This is a genomic window from Ruegeria sp. P10, from assembly GCF_056534925.1.
The window spans coordinates 215,207-230,856 of the sequence record NZ_JBQERJ010000006.1 but is presented as its reverse complement, the minus strand read 5'-3'; the positions used below and the strand labels follow the sequence as shown (position 1 = coordinate 230,856).

General features: G+C 61.3%; 16 protein-coding genes. 7 read left to right on the top strand and 9 right to left on the bottom strand.

What is annotated here, in order from left to right; translation table 11 throughout:
- The first annotated feature begins 3 nt into the window (after positions 1-3).
- Positions 4-702, top strand: a complete 699-nt coding sequence (locus tag ACR0FB_RS12395) for an NAD-dependent deacylase (RefSeq protein WP_480488122.1) — start codon at positions 4-6, stop codon at positions 700-702.
- Between the two features lie 61 nt (positions 703-763).
- On the top strand, positions 764-1,372 hold the full coding sequence (locus ACR0FB_RS12390; protein WP_171638196.1) for an HdeD family acid-resistance protein: 609 nt from the start codon (positions 764-766) through the stop codon (positions 1,370-1,372).
- A gap of 92 nt (positions 1,373-1,464) precedes the next feature.
- On the opposite strand, the gene ACR0FB_RS12385 is transcribed toward ACR0FB_RS12390, so the two are convergent.
- The 4 genes from ACR0FB_RS12385 to meaB all read right to left on the bottom strand — a co-directional run bounded on the left by ACR0FB_RS12385 (position 1,465) and on the right by meaB (position 4,182).
- Positions 1,465-1,938 carry a copper chaperone PCu(A)C gene (locus tag ACR0FB_RS12385; RefSeq protein WP_209546981.1) on the bottom strand — a complete coding sequence of 158 codons (474 nt, stop codon included), beginning with the start codon at positions 1,936-1,938 and terminating at the stop codon, positions 1,465-1,467.
- A gap of 40 nt (positions 1,939-1,978) precedes the next feature.
- Entirely contained in the window at positions 1,979-2,329 is a 351-nt protein-coding gene (locus ACR0FB_RS12380; protein WP_171638200.1) for a hypothetical protein, read from the bottom strand.
- A gap of 407 nt (positions 2,330-2,736) precedes the next feature.
- Positions 2,737-3,024: a 50S ribosomal protein L28 gene (gene rpmB / locus ACR0FB_RS12375; RefSeq protein WP_050603240.1), complete on the bottom strand. Its 288-nt coding sequence runs from the start codon at positions 3,022-3,024 to the stop codon at positions 2,737-2,739.
- Positions 3,025-3,210: 186 nt separating this feature from the next.
- Positions 3,211-4,182 (bottom strand): methylmalonyl Co-A mutase-associated GTPase MeaB, encoded by a 972-nt coding sequence (gene meaB / locus ACR0FB_RS12370; protein WP_171724394.1) that lies wholly within the window; start codon positions 4,180-4,182, stop codon positions 3,211-3,213.
- Positions 4,183-4,370: 188 nt separating this feature from the next.
- Between meaB and hrpB the strand changes: the two genes are divergently transcribed.
- The 3 genes from hrpB (at position 4,371) to ACR0FB_RS12355 (ending at position 9,036) form a co-directional block, all read left to right on the top strand.
- Positions 4,371-6,845, top strand: a complete 2,475-nt coding sequence (gene hrpB, locus ACR0FB_RS12365) for an ATP-dependent helicase HrpB (RefSeq protein WP_480620845.1) — start codon at positions 4,371-4,373, stop codon at positions 6,843-6,845.
- Positions 6,846-7,012: 167 nt separating this feature from the next.
- Positions 7,013-7,471 carry an NUDIX hydrolase gene (locus tag ACR0FB_RS12360; RefSeq protein ID WP_171724395.1) on the top strand — a complete coding sequence of 153 codons (459 nt, stop codon included), beginning with the start codon at positions 7,013-7,015 and terminating at the stop codon, positions 7,469-7,471.
- A gap of 89 nt (positions 7,472-7,560) precedes the next feature.
- Positions 7,561-9,036 carry an inorganic phosphate transporter gene (locus ACR0FB_RS12355; protein WP_480620844.1) on the top strand — a complete coding sequence of 492 codons (1,476 nt, stop codon included), beginning with the start codon at positions 7,561-7,563 and terminating at the stop codon, positions 9,034-9,036.
- Between the two features lie 9 nt (positions 9,037-9,045).
- Here ACR0FB_RS12355 and ACR0FB_RS12350 read toward each other — a convergent pair whose 3' ends face one another.
- The 3 genes from ACR0FB_RS12350 to ACR0FB_RS12340 all read right to left on the bottom strand — a co-directional run bounded on the left by ACR0FB_RS12350 (position 9,046) and on the right by ACR0FB_RS12340 (position 12,015).
- On the bottom strand, positions 9,046-10,020 hold the full coding sequence (locus tag ACR0FB_RS12350; protein WP_480620842.1) for a 2-dehydropantoate 2-reductase: 975 nt from the start codon (positions 10,018-10,020) through the stop codon (positions 9,046-9,048).
- 79 nt (positions 10,021-10,099) lie between these two features.
- Entirely contained in the window at positions 10,100-11,062 is a 963-nt protein-coding gene (locus tag ACR0FB_RS12345; RefSeq protein ID WP_171638206.1) for a pirin family protein, read from the bottom strand.
- A gap of 119 nt (positions 11,063-11,181) precedes the next feature.
- Positions 11,182-12,015 (bottom strand): phytanoyl-CoA dioxygenase family protein, encoded by an 834-nt coding sequence (locus tag ACR0FB_RS12340; RefSeq protein WP_480620840.1) that lies wholly within the window; start codon positions 12,013-12,015, stop codon positions 11,182-11,184.
- A 216-nt stretch (positions 12,016-12,231) separates the two neighbouring features.
- Between ACR0FB_RS12340 and ACR0FB_RS12335 the strand changes: the two genes are divergently transcribed.
- Together ACR0FB_RS12335 and ACR0FB_RS12330 are read left to right on the top strand one after the other, a co-directional pair.
- Positions 12,232-12,720: a twin-arginine translocation pathway signal gene (locus tag ACR0FB_RS12335; protein WP_480620838.1), complete on the top strand. Its 489-nt coding sequence runs from the start codon at positions 12,232-12,234 to the stop codon at positions 12,718-12,720.
- Between the two features lie 8 nt (positions 12,721-12,728).
- Entirely contained in the window at positions 12,729-13,325 is a 597-nt protein-coding gene (locus ACR0FB_RS12330) for a ferric reductase-like transmembrane domain-containing protein (RefSeq protein WP_480620892.1), read from the top strand.
- Here ACR0FB_RS12330 and argF read toward each other — a convergent pair.
- Positions 13,322-14,248, bottom strand: a complete 927-nt coding sequence (argF, locus tag ACR0FB_RS12325; protein WP_171724400.1) for an ornithine carbamoyltransferase — start codon at positions 14,246-14,248, stop codon at positions 13,322-13,324. The genes ACR0FB_RS12330 and argF overlap by 4 nt on opposite strands.
- A gap of 76 nt (positions 14,249-14,324) precedes the next feature.
- Positions 14,325-15,512 carry an aspartate aminotransferase family protein gene (locus tag ACR0FB_RS12320; protein ID WP_209546957.1) on the bottom strand — a complete coding sequence of 396 codons (1,188 nt, stop codon included), beginning with the start codon at positions 15,510-15,512 and terminating at the stop codon, positions 14,325-14,327.
- Positions 15,513-15,650 lie beyond the last annotated feature (138 nt).

The window sequence follows — 15,650 nt, the reverse complement described above, 5'->3', positions numbered from 1 at the left end:
GAAATGGAAAAGATCGTGATTCTGACCGGGGCCGGAATATCAGCCGAGAGCGGGTTGAGCACCTTTCGCGATGAGGGTGGATTGTGGGCCCAGCACCGCATCGAGGATGTCGCCACGCCGGAAGGATTCGCCCGCGATCCCGCACTGGTTCAAGGGTTTTACAATGCGCGGCGGGTTCAGGCCTCCGAAGTTCAACCCAATGCCGCTCATGAAGCACTGGCCCGGCTCCAACGGGACTGGCCCGGAGACGTCGTGATCGTAACCCAGAACGTGGACAGCCTGCACGAGGCGGGCGGCGCAAAGGATGTCATCCACATGCACGGAACTTTGGCGGGCGCGCTGTGTTCAGCCTGTGGCCATCGCTGGACCGCCCCGCCCGAAATGGCGGTTGGGGAATCCTGCCCCGCCTGTGCGCGGCCCACGGCCCGGCCCGATGTGGTCTGGTTTGGTGAAATGCCCTATTTCATGGACGAGATTTATGACCACCTGAGCAGCGCGTGGCTTTTTGCCGCCATTGGCACCTCGGGTCAGGTTTATCCGGCGGCAGCGTTCGTGCACGAGGCACAAGCGGCGGGCGCTCGGACGATCGAGATCAATCTGGAACCGTCGCCGGGCGCATCCGGGTTTGATGAAAGAGTTGTCGGCAAAGCGACCCAGACAGTTCCGCGATGGGTCGGGCACCTGCTTGCGCCGCATAGTTAAAGTACAGACAACACTCGCTTAATTCGGTTAGAATGCCCCCGAAACGACTGGAGGACAAGACATGACGGATCAGGACCCCCGGACCGGTGAAATTCTGGATGAAGGCAGCATGGCCGGGCGCGACATGCTGGGAGAGCAGCTTTCCAGCCTGTGGTGGACCTTTCTGCTGCGCGGAGTATTGGCCGGGCTTGTCGGTATTGCAGCGCTGTTCTGGCCGTCTGGCAGCATCGCGTTGCTGCTGCGGCTGGTTGGTGTGCTGCTGATCCTCGATGGTGGCCTGACGCTTTTGGGCGTTGGGCGTCGCGGGGTAATGGGCGGCGCTGCAATCGGTGCGCTTCTGATCGGGCTTGTCCTGCTGATCTGGCCGGAAGGGACGGTCAAACTGGCCTTTTTCCTCATGGGCGCCTGGGCGCTGATTATCGGGATCGGTTCGCTGGCGGCATCCGGGCAAATGCACGAGAGAGACCCTCAACGCGGCTCCATGCGCGTCTCGGGTTTTGTCGCGCTTGTGGTCGGGCTTGTTTTGATGATCTGGCCAGCGGTCGCGCTTGTTGCACTTGGATGGGGCATCGCCTTTTCGGCACTGGCCATCGCCGCGGTCATGTTCTGGCTGGCATCCCGATTCCGCCAGGCCGGTGACCGCGTCGGTATGAAAAACGTCAACAAATAGCACCAGCGGCGGCCGCAGGAACAACAGGCCGGGCAATGCCCGGCCTGACGCATGGATGACGGCCGCAGCGCGGCCCGAAGACAGGCGTTGCCCTAGTTCGAATGAGATCCGTGCCCACCCATGTCCTGACGCTCCAGATCGACCGGGATTTCGATCTCAACCTCGCCAGCCTTTTCAAAGATCAGCGTCACCGGAACCATGGCGTCCTGCTCGAACGGTTCGGTCAGCCCCATGAACATCACATGGTCGCCGCCGCGTTTCAGCATGTGGGTTTCGCCTGCCGGAATGGCAAAGCCTTCCTCGACATGCACCATCTTGGCCACGCCATTGTCGTCGACTTTGTGCGTGTGCAGTTCAACCCGAGCAGCGGCATCCGACGTCACGCCGACCAAACGGTCGTCCGCATCGCCCAGATTCTGGATCATCATGAACGCGGCACCTGCCTTGGCGGTCTTTCCCGACGACCGGGCAAAGGCGTCATCAACTTTGATAGTGCCTTCGGCAACAGCGGGCATGGCCAGGGTCACGGCGGCCAGGGTTGCAAACAGAGTAGTTTTGAGGGACATCGTGCCTCTCCTGTATTGTAGGTTTGAAAAAGTAGTGTCTTCAAACACGTACAGGCGGCGCGCGCGCCGGGGTGCCGGGGACCGGCAAGGCGATTTGATTGACCAGATGTCGCAGCGGCGCTAACTGCGCCTGCTCTGGTGCCATTGGCATGGGCGGCTGGGCAATGGCGACCGCGCCCATCAGGGACAGCGCGTAATCCGGGCAGTAATGCGGTGGCGCGGTGGGCTGTCCGTCTTCGTCCATATAGACAACGACCGGACCGGTGCCTGTGCACAACACCATCTGACCCACGGCCCTGTCCATGCCGCGGGACACCGCAAGGCCCTGCCCGGTCAGAACCAAAAGCAGGGACAGAGCATAAGGCAGGAATCGTGTTATGGCAGGTCTCATCCTGACCCGGGTATAGGTCAGTCAGCAAAGTAGCTTCAAGCGCCAAAGGGTCGCGCTTGAAGCTGGTTTCAGTAATCAATTCCCGGTCGTTTCACCTTGCTTGTATTGAAGCTGGTGTGGGAACGATTCACCCTGCGCTGCATCCGCGTACAAGCCGAAATTGCTTTGCGAAAAACCGCGGCCAGAAACAGGAAAAGGTAGAAACTTTTTAACGTCATAGTGAGGCCCCCGCCTGATGAATGACAGTGACGATAGGTCAGATTCGGCTTTCCGTATGTGAAGCAATTCACCAATGGCGAGAAATAATTTCGAATTTGAAAACAAAGCAAGGCAGCAGCGGGCGTCTCAAAACAAAAAAGCCCCGCACCTCAGAGGTGCAGGGCCTGAAATCCCGTAAGCGAAAAGGCTTAGGCCGTGGCTTGCGCCTTGGCGATTTCCTTCTTCACTTTCAGCGCGTTCGCCGACAGTTCTTCATCCTTGGCTTTGGCCAGGAATGCGTCCAGACCACCGCGGTGGTCAACCGAACGCAGGGCGGCTGCCGAGATGCGCAGCTTGACGCCGCGGCCCAGGGTCTCGGACTGCAGGGTAACGTCATTCAGGTTCGGCAGGAAACGACGACGAGTTCTGTTTTTGGCATGGCTGACATTGTTGCCAGTCATCGGGCCTTTTCCGGTCAGTTCGCAACGGCGCGACATGGTTTCTTCCTTTGTTTCTGGAGGCCGGGCACAAAGCCCTCGGCCAAATCACAAGGGGCACAACCCGAAGTCGCGCCCGAAAACTGGTTGGATGCGTGTAGTGGGAATCGCAGGAAGGGTCAAGACGGACCGAACGAATTCTTTCATTTTGCGCACGCCTTTGAAACCTTGCCCCCTTTCACCCCGTCAGCTCAGTGTGCCAAGCAGTTCTTCGGCCGCGCGGGCCGGGTTCAGACGCCCGGCCGAGACTTCAGCGTTCAGGCGTTCCATCTCAGCCTTGGCCCGCGGCGTGTCGAGCCGTGCCAGAAGGGCATGGCGGACTTCCTGATCGAACCAGTATCGCGCCTGTGCGGCCCGGTTGGCTTCCCAGATACCGTTGTCGCGGCGCCACCGGGTCAGGGATTGCATCTCGTCCCAGGCTTGCTCCAGCCCCTGTTCTTCGACCGCTGAAACGGTCATTGCCTTGGGGAAACCTTCGGGATCCTGCGGGCGCTTGCGCAGCAATCGCAACGCGCCGGCATAGTCTGCGCATGTCCGGGTCGCCGTGGCCTTCAGGTCGCCATCCGCCTTGTTGATCAGGATGATATCGGCCATCTCCATGATGCCACGTTTGACACCCTGCAATTCGTCCCCACCCGCCGGGGCCAACAGCAACAGGAACAGGTCCGACAATTCGGACACCACCGTTTCAGACTGCCCGACGCCCACGGTTTCAATCAGCACCACGTCATAGCCTGCGGCCTCGCACAGGGCGATGGCCTCGCGGGTCCGTCGGGCAACGCCGCCGAGATGGCTCTGGCTGGGGGAGGGGCGAATAAAGGCGTTCTTCTCGCGGCTCAGGCGTTCCATCCGGGTTTTGTCCCCCAGAATCGAGCCCCCCGAACGGGCAGAGCTGGGATCGACTGCCAGAACCGCGACACGCAGCCCCTGCCCCGTCAGCATCATGCCAAAGCTTTCGATGAAGGTGGACTTGCCCACCCCGGGCGTACCCGACAAACCGATCCGGAGCGCCTGACGCCCCGATCCTGCGAGCTGGGCCAACAGCTCGCTGGCCTGTGCACGATGATCGGCGCGATTGCTTTCCACCAGAGTAATCGCGCGGGCCAGCGCCCGGCGCTCGCCCTTCAAAATCCTGTCGCTGAGGCTGTCTGTCTGCATTCTTGTCCCGATCCTAGAGGCAGGAATAGTTGCCGCGCTCGGGGGGCGTTTGTCCAGACCGCAGGTCTCCGGAAATGCGATCAAAGCGAAAGCTGCGTCAATTCGTGCGTTGCTTGGCCGTTCAGGGTTGATTCTGCCGCCCCGGTGTCACCAGAACGCGCGCGGCGCGAGAACTGGACGACACCAGCATGATCGCGGATAAGAACCGGATGACGATACGCCTGCCCATCGACGACGCCATTCCCGAACTGCTGCACAGATTGTGCGCGCAGGGTCGCGCGGTATTGCAGGCCCCACCGGGGGCGGGCAAGACCACGCGGGTTCCCCTGGCAATGCTCGAGGCGGGTTTGTGCGAAGGCAGGATCGTGATGCTGGAGCCCCGGCGGCTGGCGGCCCGGGCCGCGGCCGAGCGGATGGCCGAGACCCTGGGAGAGCGCGCAGGGCAGACCGTGGGATACCGTGTGCGCGGCGAGGCGAAAATGTCGAAAGACACCCGGATCGAGGTGGTGACCGAAGGCATCCTGACCCGGATGCTGCAATCCAACCCGGATCTGCCGGGAATTGGCGCAGTGATTTTCGATGAATTCCACGAACGGTCTCTGAACGCCGATCTGGGGCTGGCCTTGTGCCTCGAAGTGACCGACGCATTGCGGGACGATCTGATCCTGCTGGCCATGTCAGCCACGCTGGATGCGGATCCCGTCGGTGCGTTGATGGCGGCCCCTCTGGTCACATCGGACGGGCGCAGCTTTCCGGTTGAGACGCGCTGGCTGGATCGGCCATTGGGGCCGCAAGCGCGACGGTTGGATGCGTTGATCGATCTGGTGGTGCAGGCCGAGCGTGAGACCCGGAAGTCCGGCGGCGGAATTCTGGTTTTCCTGCCGGGAGAGGGTGAGATCCGACGCGCTGAAAGCCTTTTGAACGGTCGGTTGCCCGACAGATGCGTGGTGCGCCCGTTATTCGGGGCCATGCCCTTTGCAGCCCAGCGTGCCGCGATTGCCCCGGTGGAACAAGGGCGCAAAGTCGTGCTGGCGACGTCGATTGCCGAAACTTCGCTGACGATCCCCGACATCAAGATCGTGGTGGATATGGGACAGGCCCGGCGGGCTCGGTTCGATCCGGGATCGGGCATGTCCCGGCTGGTGACCGAACGGGTGACCCGGGCCGAGGCCACACAGCGCGCGGGCCGGGCCGGACGGGTGGCCGAAGGGGTTTGTTACCGGCTCTGGTCGAAGGGGGAAGACGGTGCGCTGGCCGCCTACCCGCCTGCCGAGATCGAAGCGGCGGATCTGACCGGGCTGGCGCTGGAGCTGTCCCTGTGGGGCGCTGACGCGGCCGATCTGGCCTTTCTGACTCCACCTCCCGAGGGGACGATGGCCGAGGCGCGGGCTTTGCTGACAATGCTGGGCGCACTCGATACTAATGGGCGGATTACCGATCATGGGCGCGCCCTGGCGGCACTGCCCTTGCATCCCCGGCTGGGGCACATGCTTGTGCGGGCCGGTCCGAACGCCGCCCCGTTGGCGGCCTTGATGGCCGAGCGTGACCCCCTTCGCGGCGCGCCGGTGGATATCACCCTGCGGCAAGAGGCGCTGCGCGACCCCCGGGCCTTTCAGCGCAACAGGGTCTGGCAGGTCAACATGGGCGCAGTGGATCGGATCAATGCCGAGGCCAGACGGCTGCGAAAACAGGCCAAGGGCGACTCGCCCGATCTGAGCCCCGCCGCCATGGCCGCGCTGGCCTATCCTGACCGCATCGGGCAGCGGCGCAAGGGCGACGCGCCGCGCTATGTGCTGTCAGGGGGGAAAGGTGTTGTTCTGGACAGTGCGGATTCACTGGCCAACGCTCCGTTTCTGGTCGTCATCGACACGGATGGCAACCCGCGCGAGGCGAAGGTCCGGATGGCCACCCAGATTTCGGAACGCGACATCCGCGATCTGTTCGCGGATCAGATCGGCTGGGTCGAGACCTGCGCCTGGTCCAAACGCGAGCGGCGCGTCGTGTCGCGGCGGCAAGAGCGGTTCGGTGCGATCACATTGGACGACCGCATCTGGAAGGACGTCCCGGACGACGCTGTGGCCCGCGCGATGCTGGATGGGATACGCGATCTGGGCCTGCGGCTGGAGGGTGCCGCCGCGCGCTTGGCCGCCCGTGTCGAACTGGTGCGCGCCGATGGCGTCGATCTGCCCGATTTTTCGGTCGCAGGCCTGATGGCCGATATGGAAGACTGGTTGCTGCCCATGCTGTCAGGGGTCAAAAGCGCCGAAGACTGGAAGAAATTCGATCTTTTGCCCGCCCTGCGCGCGCGGCTGGACTGGGCGCAGACGCAGGAACTGGACCGGCGCGCTCCGGGGTCATTTGAAACGCCGCTGGGGCGCAAGGTGCCAATTGATTACAGCGCGGCCGTACCGGAAATCTCGGTCCGTTTGCAGGAAGTGTTTGGCGTGACCCGACACCCGGCGATCGGCGGCCAGCCTTTGAAGATCACTCTGCTGTCACCGGCGCAGCGCCCGATCCAGATAACGCGTGACCTGCCCGGTTTCTGGGCGGGCTCTTACGCGGATGTACGCAAGGACATGAGGGCGCAATACCCCAAACACCCCTGGCCCGAAGACCCGACCCAGGCTGATCCCACGCTGAGGGCAAAACGCAGACGTCACTAGAGCCGTCAGCAAAGCCCGAGCCTTGCCCAAAATCCACAAAACAACCCAGAAAACCCTCAAGAATCGGCCAAACCCGGCCAAAACTGGAAGGTTTAATTGAAACTCACCATTTCCGTTGTTAAGTCGTATCAACTTTAAAGGCATAGAGTAGACTGACAAAAAAACTGATGAATGCATGGCTGCAAAATATCTGGGAAGAGGTCGGGCGACCGCTGTTCCTGCGCCCCCGACGGGTGCAGTTTGCGGCGTTATGCACCCGCGTTTATGACGGGCACGATCAGGTTCTGCTGATCACCAGCCGTGACACCAAACGCTGGATCATCCCGAAAGGCTGGCCCATCGATGGTTTGAGTGGCGCGGAAACAGCCCTTCAGGAGGCCTGGGAAGAGGCCGGGGTGCGCGCGGATGCAGTTCACGATGAACCCGTCGGCCAATTCACCTATGACAAGATCCTCAAAAACGGATCAGCGCAACCGGTATTGACCAATGTCTACAGGATTTCGGTGCGCGCGCTGGCGGATGACTTTCCCGAGGCCGATCAGCGCGAGCGCAGCTGGTTTTCGCCGGTTGAAGCGGCCACTCTGGTGCAAGAGCCCGAGCTTCAGGCCTTGTTGCGCAGACTGTAAGGAATTCGCAACATTTCGATGGCACCCAGCTTGCCTGAGCATCCGGATACCGTTAGTGGCGCACGATCCTACAATATCTGACCAAGTTCATGTCTGACACGAATCCGAAACCACGCTGGCAAACGTTGGACAGCGACCTGCACCGAATTTCGCGGGTCGAAACCGCCAACATCCATGTCGCGCGCCACCTGCTGGCACCGGGGGTCGCACTGGCCTTCATGGCGCTTGCCGGGCTGACGGCGGCGGTCCTGTTCGGTCGGGCGGATGGCAGCCATGTCGTGGTCGCGGCGGCCGCGTTCGGGGCCTATATGGCGATCAATGTCGGTGCCAATGACGTGGCCAACAACATGGGGCCAGCGGTCGGCGCGAATGTGCTGACCATGGGCGGTGCCATCGTGATTGCCGCCATCGCCGAAAGCGCAGGTGCGTTGCTTGCGGGGGGTGACGTGGTCTCGACCATCTCGAAGGGGATTGTCGATCCCGCCTCGGTGCAAAACAGCGAGGTGTTCATCTGGGCCATGATGGCAGCGCTGATATCTTCGGCCATGTGGGTCAACCTGGCGACCTGGATTGGCGCCCCTGTGTCCACAACGCATTCAGTCGTGGGCGGGGTGATGGGTGCGGGCATTGCAGCAGCGGGCCTGAGCGCGGTGAACTGGGGCACGATGAGTGCAATTGCAGCCAGCTGGGTGATTTCGCCGATGCTCGGGGGTGCGGTTGCCGCGGCTTTTCTGGCGCTGATCAAGTCGAAAATCCAGAATCAGGACGACAAGATCGCCGCCGCGCGCAAATGGGTACCTGTCCTTTTGGCGGTGATGGCGGGGGCCTTTGCCACCTATCTGTCCGTCAAAGGCCTGCAACGGATCGTGCATATCGATCCGGAAATGGCCCTGTTGATCGGGTTGGGCGTGGGGCTGCTGACCTGGTCCGTGACCGTCCCGTGGGTCAAGCGCAGATCCGAAGGGATGGAGAACCGAACCCGGTCGCTGAAGACGCTGTTCGGCCTGCCGCTTGTGATCTCGGCCACGTTCCTGAGCTTTGCCCATGGTGCAAATGACGTGGCCAATGCGGTCGGTCCGCTGGCTGCGATTGTCCACGCGGTCGAGTTCGGAGAGTTCGCCGCGAAAGTTCCAATCCCGCTTTGGGTGATGATCATCGGAGCGTTCGGGATTTCCTTCGGTCTGTTTCTGTTCGGCCCCAGGCTGATCCGGATGGTGGGCCGCCAGATCACCAAGCTGAACCCGATACGCGCCTTTTGCGTCGCCCTGTCGGCGGCGATCACCGTAATTCTGGCCAGCTGGCTTGGCCTGCCGGTCAGTTCGACCCATATCGCCGTTGGTGCAGTCTTTGGCGTCGGCTTCTACCGAGAGTGGGATTCCGAGCGCCGGCGCAAACAGGGAAAGCGTCACCGCACAGAACATCACCTTGCCCCGGAAGAATACCGCCGTCGCAAGCTGGTACGGCGGTCGCATTTCATGACCATCGTGGCCGCGTGGGTAGTCACTGTGCCCGCCGCCGCAACCATGTCGGCCGTCATTTACTGGGTGTTGACCGCGTTCGCCTGAGGGAGACCGTCAGAGCCTGATCTGTTCCGGCGACAACGGGTGATCGGGTGCATGCTTGATCAGGTCTGACACCTGCGTGCAGATGGGTGTTGGCACTCCGGTTTCGTGACCCATCCGGATGATGTGACCTTGCAGGCTGTCAATTTCCGTTTGCCGCTCGGCCATGAGGTCATAGGCCATGGACGTTCGCGCGCTGGGGTCGATTGTCAGCATCCGGGCCGCGATGCGGGTGAACAGCGGTGTCGGCAGCCGCAGAATATGCGGGGTCATCCATGCCGGAAGCGGTGTGGTCGAGGCCACGGGATGACCCGCCGCCTTGAGGACGGTCAGCGCCTCGGACATCTGATCCGCCATGAGATTGCGCCAGTCGCGGTTCATCAGCTGATCCACCAACGTGAGGCCCGACAAGGCATTAAGCGCATTGTTCAGGTTGATCACCAGCTTGCCCCATTGCACGGCTTCGATCTGGTCGCTGGACTTTACGGGAAGGTCTGCGCTGCTCAGCTGCGCAGCCAGATCACCGGTGCCGCTTTGGATGACGATCTCTCCGGACGTGGCCCGATGATAGGTGGCAGGGCCGTTTGGCACCACGTTGAACGGAACCATACCCGCACGCACATCGCGCCCCGGCAAGGCCTCACGCAATGTTGCGGCAGCTTCGATACCGTTTTGCCAGGACATGATCGGAGCATCCTGCCGCGTAAAGCGCTCAATTTGCTCGGCCATGTCTGCGGTTGCACCCGATTTGACGGTGACGATGACCAGTTCGGCCTGATCCAGACAGGCCGGATCTTCGCTGAGCGTCAGGCCCCCGGTCGGAATCGTGACGTCAAGGCCATCAAAGTCAGTGACCTTCAGCCCGTGCTCTCGGATCGGGTCCAGCACATGGGCGCGACCCAGCAGGGTTACAGCGTGGCCCGCATGGGCCAGCAAAGCACCACAGTAACAGCCAATGCTGCCCGCGCCTGCAAGGACAAGATTCATGATACCCCCTCCGGTACACCCGAAAAGGATCACCGCAAACGTCCTGTGACACAAGCCCGCTTGCCCCCGACGTCACGCGCTAGCGGGCCAGCCGGGGTTTGGTGCGCTCAAGCTCTTTGGAAATAGGGATAAATTCCTGATCGTCGCCCGGAGGCAGTTGAAATGCTCCATTGGCCCAATCGGCGCTTTTCCACTCACGGGTTGCGGTTTCGATTTTTTCCTTCGAAGACGAAACGAAATTCCACCAGATGTAGCGGTCTTCATTCAGGGTCGCTCCGCCCAGCAGCATCAGCCGTGCGCCCAATGCACCGGCCTTGACAGACAGCTTGTCCCCGGGCCGGAACACCATCATGCGGCCCTCGTCAAACCTGTCGCCCGCGATTTCGACCGAACCTTGCGTAACATAGACACCGCGATCTTCGTGGTCGTCAGGCAGAGGGAAAGACGCGCCGGGTTCCAATTGCACGTCGAGATAGAAGGTTTCGGACAGCATCGTGACCGGGCTGGTTTCACCATAAGCCGAACCCAGGATCAACCGGGCGCTGACGCCTGCATCCTGAATATGCGGCAACGCGGCCTGTTTGTGATGTTCGAAATCTGGGGCCATATCCTCATGCGCTTCGGGCAAAGCAATCCAGGTCTGAATGCCGAACAGGCTGTGTTTCCTGCCGCGTGTTTCGTCACTGGTGCGCTCGGAATGGGTGACACCACGCCCTGCAACCATCCAGTTGACCTCGCCGGGATAGATCATCTGATGTGTGCCAAGGCTGTCACGGTGCTCGAATTCGCCCTGGTACAGATAGGTAACCGTGCCCAGTCCGATATGGGGGTGGGGGCGCACGTCGATGCCGCCTTCGGTGATGAATTCAGCCGGCCCCATTTGATCGAAAAATATGAAAGGGCCTACCAACTGTCGTTTTACCGAAGGCAGCGCGCGGCGCACTTCGAACCCTCCCAGGTCACGGGCACGCGGGATGATTAATGTGTCCAGCGCCGGATTCTCCGAAATGCACTCCGGATTGTGTGTCGGGTTCCAACTCATTTCAGCTCTCCCTTCGTTGCGGATGGTCAGGCCACCCGCGTTCACTCAGGTAAGAAATAGCCACGCGAAGCAGCCCATAAAGTGCACAATCGCACAGATTGCGTGCGGCGCCGTTCCGATCAACGCGGCCAGAGTTGCGGGAAAAACGGCCCGTCAATCCGATCCCCCTCGCCATAGCCTGCCGCCTCGAACTGCGCACGCTCGTCCTTGGCCCAGTCGCCGCGATACCGGATGACACCATCAGGTGCCGTCATGCGAAGGGTGAAGCGCCGCACCGTTTCCGACGGCGTGGTCGAGGACAATCCGCCATGCAGCGTTCGCATGTCGAAAAAGATACAATCCCCAAGCTCCAGATCCCATTGCAGCAACTCATACGCGCCTGGGTCGGCATTGACATCGGGTGGCGGATGATAGGTCAGCCCGGCGACTTCGGTGGGCTCATAGCTGGGATGTCCATCGACAAACCGCACCCGCATGAACAGCTTGTCCCATAGGTGTGAACCCTTCACGAATGCGATGCCGTTTTCCTTGGACACGGGTTCCAGCGGCAGCCAAAGGACACACATCGCGCCTTCGAAGTCGAAGTAAGACAGGTCCTGATGGAAGGGCGGGCGCGAGGTCGAGCCGGCCTCGCGCAGGAACCAGTTGTCCATGACAAGGTTGATGGATGGCACCCCCAGCAACCCGGCGGCAAGCGGAGCGCAGGGCGACTTGTGAACGAATTCGTTGAATTGCGGGATTTTGTTCCAGGCCCAGTAGTCTTCGTAATAGCCCGGGGCGTTCGGATCCTTGGTATGACGGGTGAAATTATCCGTCGGCGTGTCAAGGTCGGCGTCGATACCTGCGCGCAGCAATGACAACCAGTCGGATGAGAATTTCGACCGCAGAACAACAGCACCATCGCGTTGGAAGGCGGCAATGTCTTCCTGTGTGACCATATCTGCTGTCGTCATGGAATAATCATCCCGATGTGGTTCGGTGGCCCCGAGCATCGCACCAGGCACCGCCAGAGGTCAAAGAGATTCGTTTCGACGACCCGGAATCACTCACAGAACCGTGAGGACGCGGGGATCCAACCGCGCACGGCCTCGGATTTTGAACGAAACATGCTATGTTTCAGATGGAAGCCGCAGACTGACAAAAATGGATCGCGTATTGGAGGTTTCTCGATGACAGATGCGTTGCTGTCCCGCCGTTCCCTGATCACCCAAGGTGTTGCCGTTTTGGCAACCGGCGCCACAGGGCTTTGGGTGCCTGCCCGCGCAGCCGGGCTTGCGCCGACGCCTTCGATGCGGGGCGGATCGAACAACTATCGCCCAGGCGCGCCAATCGTGGACCGGATCGGTGGCGGCGGGTTCTGGATGACCGGCACCGTACGACGGGCGGGCGATGGCGCCCCCCTGCCCGGCCAGCGCATACAGATCTGGGCCCATACCACAGAAGGGCACGAGCGTGACCCGCAAAGCCATGGAGCGACCTTGACGGATGAAAAGGGTGAATTCCGCCTGGAAATGCCGCAGATCGTTCCTGCATTCGGTCAACCGCACGGGCATCTGGCCTATGACAGCGGCGCGTTCGAAACCGTGTTCCTGCGGCCTGTGATGTCCAGTTCCAAAGACAAGACACTGGCTGCGCATTTCGTGTTGCAACCGCTCTGATCCCGGTGATCCGAACCGGTGCCATTTGGGCGACCCTGATCGCCGCCCTTGCCGTTCCCCTGATCGCTGCGGCAGGCAGCCCGTATCTTGCCTGGCGCGATCCAGCCTATATCCTCGCCGGGTTTGCCGGAATTCTGAGCTTGGGCCTGCTGCTGCTGCAACCGCTTCTGGCCGGAAGATACCTTCCGGGCCTGTCCGCAGTGATGAGCCGCCACATTCACCGCTGGATCGGCCTGACCCTTGTGCTGGCGATTGTTGTCCATGTCGCGGGGTTGTGGCTTACCAGCCCGCCGGATGTGGTGGATGCATTGTTGTTCGCATCGCCAACGCCGTTCTCGGCCTGGGGTGTCATTGCCATGTGGACCGCTTTCGGGGTGGCCCTGTTAGGGGTCTTCCGCAAACGTCTGCGCCAGCGTTTTCGTTTTTGGCGGCTGAGCCACACCGCACTGGCCGGGGTGACGATTGTCGGCAGCCTTGTTCACGCCATGCTGATCGAAGGCACGATGGAGATCGTAACCAAAACAGCGCTTTGCGCACTGGTCCTCTTGGCGAGCGCAAGCACGCTCGCCAAATTGAAAGTGTGGGATATCCGTCGACGCCCTTAGACGCCCAGGCACCAGCGCATCACCGCCTTTTGTGCATGCAGACGGTTTTCGGCCTCATCAAAAATGACCGAGTTCGGGCCGTCCATGACCTCGGAGGTCGCTTCTTCCTCGCGGTGGGCCGGCAGGCAATGCATGAACAGCGCGTCCGGTTTGGCATGCGACATGAGTTCAGCATTGACCTGATATGGACGCAGCATGTTGTGGCGGCGCTCTTTGGCCGACTGGGAATCATGCATCGAAACCCAGGTGTCCGCGACGACGAGGTCCGCGCCTTCCACCGCTTTGTGCGGATCCCTTTCGATCACGATTTTCGAACCTTTCTGGCGGGCAAACCCCATGAACTCCTCTTCCGGGTCAAGCTGAGCGGGGCCGGTGAAGGTCAGATCGAATCCGAATTGACCGGCGGCGTGCAGGAAGGAAGCGCAGACATTGTTGCCGTCGCCGGTCCAGACCACTTTCTTGCCCGCGATAGGGCCGCGGTGTTCCTCGAACGTCAAAACATCGGCCATGATCTGGCAGGGATGGGTGCGGTCGGTCAGACCGTTGATGACGGGCACGTCGGAATATTCGGCCATTTCGGTCAGGATGGTTTCATCAAAGGTGCGGATCATGATCATGTCGACATAGCGCGACAGCACGCGGGCAGTATCGGCAATGGTTTCGCCGTGACCCAGCTGCATGTCCTTGCCCGACAGCACCATGGTCTGGCCGCCCATCTGGCGCACGCCCACATCAAAGGACACGCGCGTCCGGGTCGAGGGCTTTTCGAAGATCAGCGCGACCATGCGGTCTTTCAGCGGTTGTTCGTCATCAGGGGCGGCCTTGGGACGGCCCAGACGCGCCTGTTTCATCGCGCCCGCCTGATCGATCATGGACCGAAGCGCGGTAGCATCGGTTTTGTGGATGTCGAGAAAATGGTTCATGTCGGTTCGTTTCCTGGCTGTCGGTTGCCGGGGGCGCTGCCCCCGGACCTCCGGAGTATTTGGGAAAAGATGAAAATCAGGCAGTTTGGAGTTGGGTTTCGATCTGCCGGGCGGCCTTGTCGAGGCGGATCATGGCCTGAGCGATATCGTCCTCGGTCAGAGTGAGAGGCGGTAACAGGCGGATCACGTTGTCGGCGGCGGGAACGGTGATGACGAGGTTGTCATAACCTGCGTTGACCACGTCGATATTGGCAGGCTTGCACTTGAGGCCGAGCATCAGGCCTGATCCGCGCACCTCTTCGAACACGTCGGGGTGATCTGCGATCAGGGCTTCGAGCTTTTGGCGCAGCAGGCCCGCCTTGCGGTTGACGCTTTCCAAAAAGGCGGGTGTTGCCACATGATCGATCACCGCGCAGCCCACCGCGCAGCCCAGCGGGTTGCCGCCATAGGTCGAACCATGGGTGCCTGCTGTCATGCCGCTGGCCGCGTCTTCGGTGGCCAGGACTGCGCCCAGAGGGAAGCCGCCGCCGATGCCCTTGGCGACCATCATGATATCAGGGGTGATCCCAGCCCATTCATGGGCAAAGAGCTTGCCTGTCCGGCCAACGCCGCACTGGACTTCATCAAGGATCAGCAGCAGCCCGTTGTCGTCGCAGATCTGGCGCAGCGCCTTAAGTTCGGCGTCCGGCACCGGGCGAATACCGCCCTCGCCTTGGATGGGTTCGATCAGGATCGCGGCGGTCCTGTCGGTGATGGCGTCGGTCACGCCGTCCAGATCGCCGAAGGCCACATGCACGAAACCCGGCAGCAGCGGGCCGAAGCCCTTGGTCATTTTCTCGGACCCGGCAGCGGCGATGCCGGCTGACGACCGGCCGTGGAACGAACCGTCGAAAGTGATGATCTCGACCCGCTCGGGCTGATCCTTGTCATAGAAATACTTGCGGGCCATTTTTACGGCCAGTTCGCAGGATTCCGTGCCGGAGTTCGTGAAGAAAACCGTATCGGCAAAACTGTTTTCCACCAGCTTGTCTGCCAACGCCTGTTGCTGAGGAATGTTGTACAGGTTCGAGACATGCCACAGCGCATGGGCCTGGTCAGTCAGCGCGGCCACCAATGCCGGATGGGCATGGCCCAGTGCGTTCACGGCGATCCCTGCGCCGAGGTCCAGGAAACGTCGGCCATCCGCCTCGGTCAGCCAGGCGCCTTCGCCCTTCACGAAGGTCAGGGGCGCACGGTTATAGGTCGGCAGAACGGACGGGATCATGGGATCATCCTTTTCAGGTAGTATGAGCCTCGTGAGTGATACACGAAGGCCCTGTTCGTCAACAATTTTGGTGAGGTCTGTGCCGATTTGTCGGGCACACGAGATCAAACAGGCCGGTTACGCAAAGATGCGTCGGCG

Coding starts and splice junctions, on each gene's coding strand:
- ACR0FB_RS12340 (WP_480620840.1), bottom strand. CDS start 12,015: ATGACGACAGCAGATATGGTCACACAGGAAGACATTGCCGCCTTCCAA.
- ACR0FB_RS12385 (WP_209546981.1), bottom strand. CDS start 1,938: ATGTCCCTCAAAACTACTCTGTTTGCAACCCTGGCCGCCGTGACCCTG.
- argF (WP_171724400.1), bottom strand. CDS start 14,248: ATGAACCATTTTCTCGACATCCACAAAACCGATGCTACCGCGCTTCGG.
- ACR0FB_RS12350 (WP_480620842.1), bottom strand. CDS start 10,020: ATGAATCTTGTCCTTGCAGGCGCGGGCAGCATTGGCTGTTACTGTGGT.
- ACR0FB_RS12345 (WP_171638206.1), bottom strand. CDS start 11,062: ATGAGTTGGAACCCGACACACAATCCGGAGTGCATTTCGGAGAATCCG.
- ACR0FB_RS12320 (WP_209546957.1), bottom strand. CDS start 15,512: ATGATCCCGTCCGTTCTGCCGACCTATAACCGTGCGCCCCTGACCTTC.
- ACR0FB_RS12360 (WP_171724395.1), top strand. CDS start 7,013: ATGAATGCATGGCTGCAAAATATCTGGGAAGAGGTCGGGCGACCGCTG.
- meaB (WP_171724394.1), bottom strand. CDS start 4,182: ATGCAGACAGACAGCCTCAGCGACAGGATTTTGAAGGGCGAGCGCCGG.
- ACR0FB_RS12390 (WP_171638196.1), top strand. CDS start 764: ATGACGGATCAGGACCCCCGGACCGGTGAAATTCTGGATGAAGGCAGC.
- ACR0FB_RS12335 (WP_480620838.1), top strand. CDS start 12,232: ATGACAGATGCGTTGCTGTCCCGCCGTTCCCTGATCACCCAAGGTGTT.
- rpmB (WP_050603240.1), bottom strand. CDS start 3,024: ATGTCGCGCCGTTGCGAACTGACCGGAAAAGGCCCGATGACTGGCAAC.
- ACR0FB_RS12355 (WP_480620844.1), top strand. CDS start 7,561: ATGTCTGACACGAATCCGAAACCACGCTGGCAAACGTTGGACAGCGAC.
- hrpB (WP_480620845.1), top strand. CDS start 4,371: ATGATCGCGGATAAGAACCGGATGACGATACGCCTGCCCATCGACGAC.
- ACR0FB_RS12395 (WP_480488122.1), top strand. CDS start 4: ATGGAAAAGATCGTGATTCTGACCGGGGCCGGAATATCAGCCGAGAGC.
- ACR0FB_RS12380 (WP_171638200.1), bottom strand. CDS start 2,329: ATGAGACCTGCCATAACACGATTCCTGCCTTATGCTCTGTCCCTGCTT.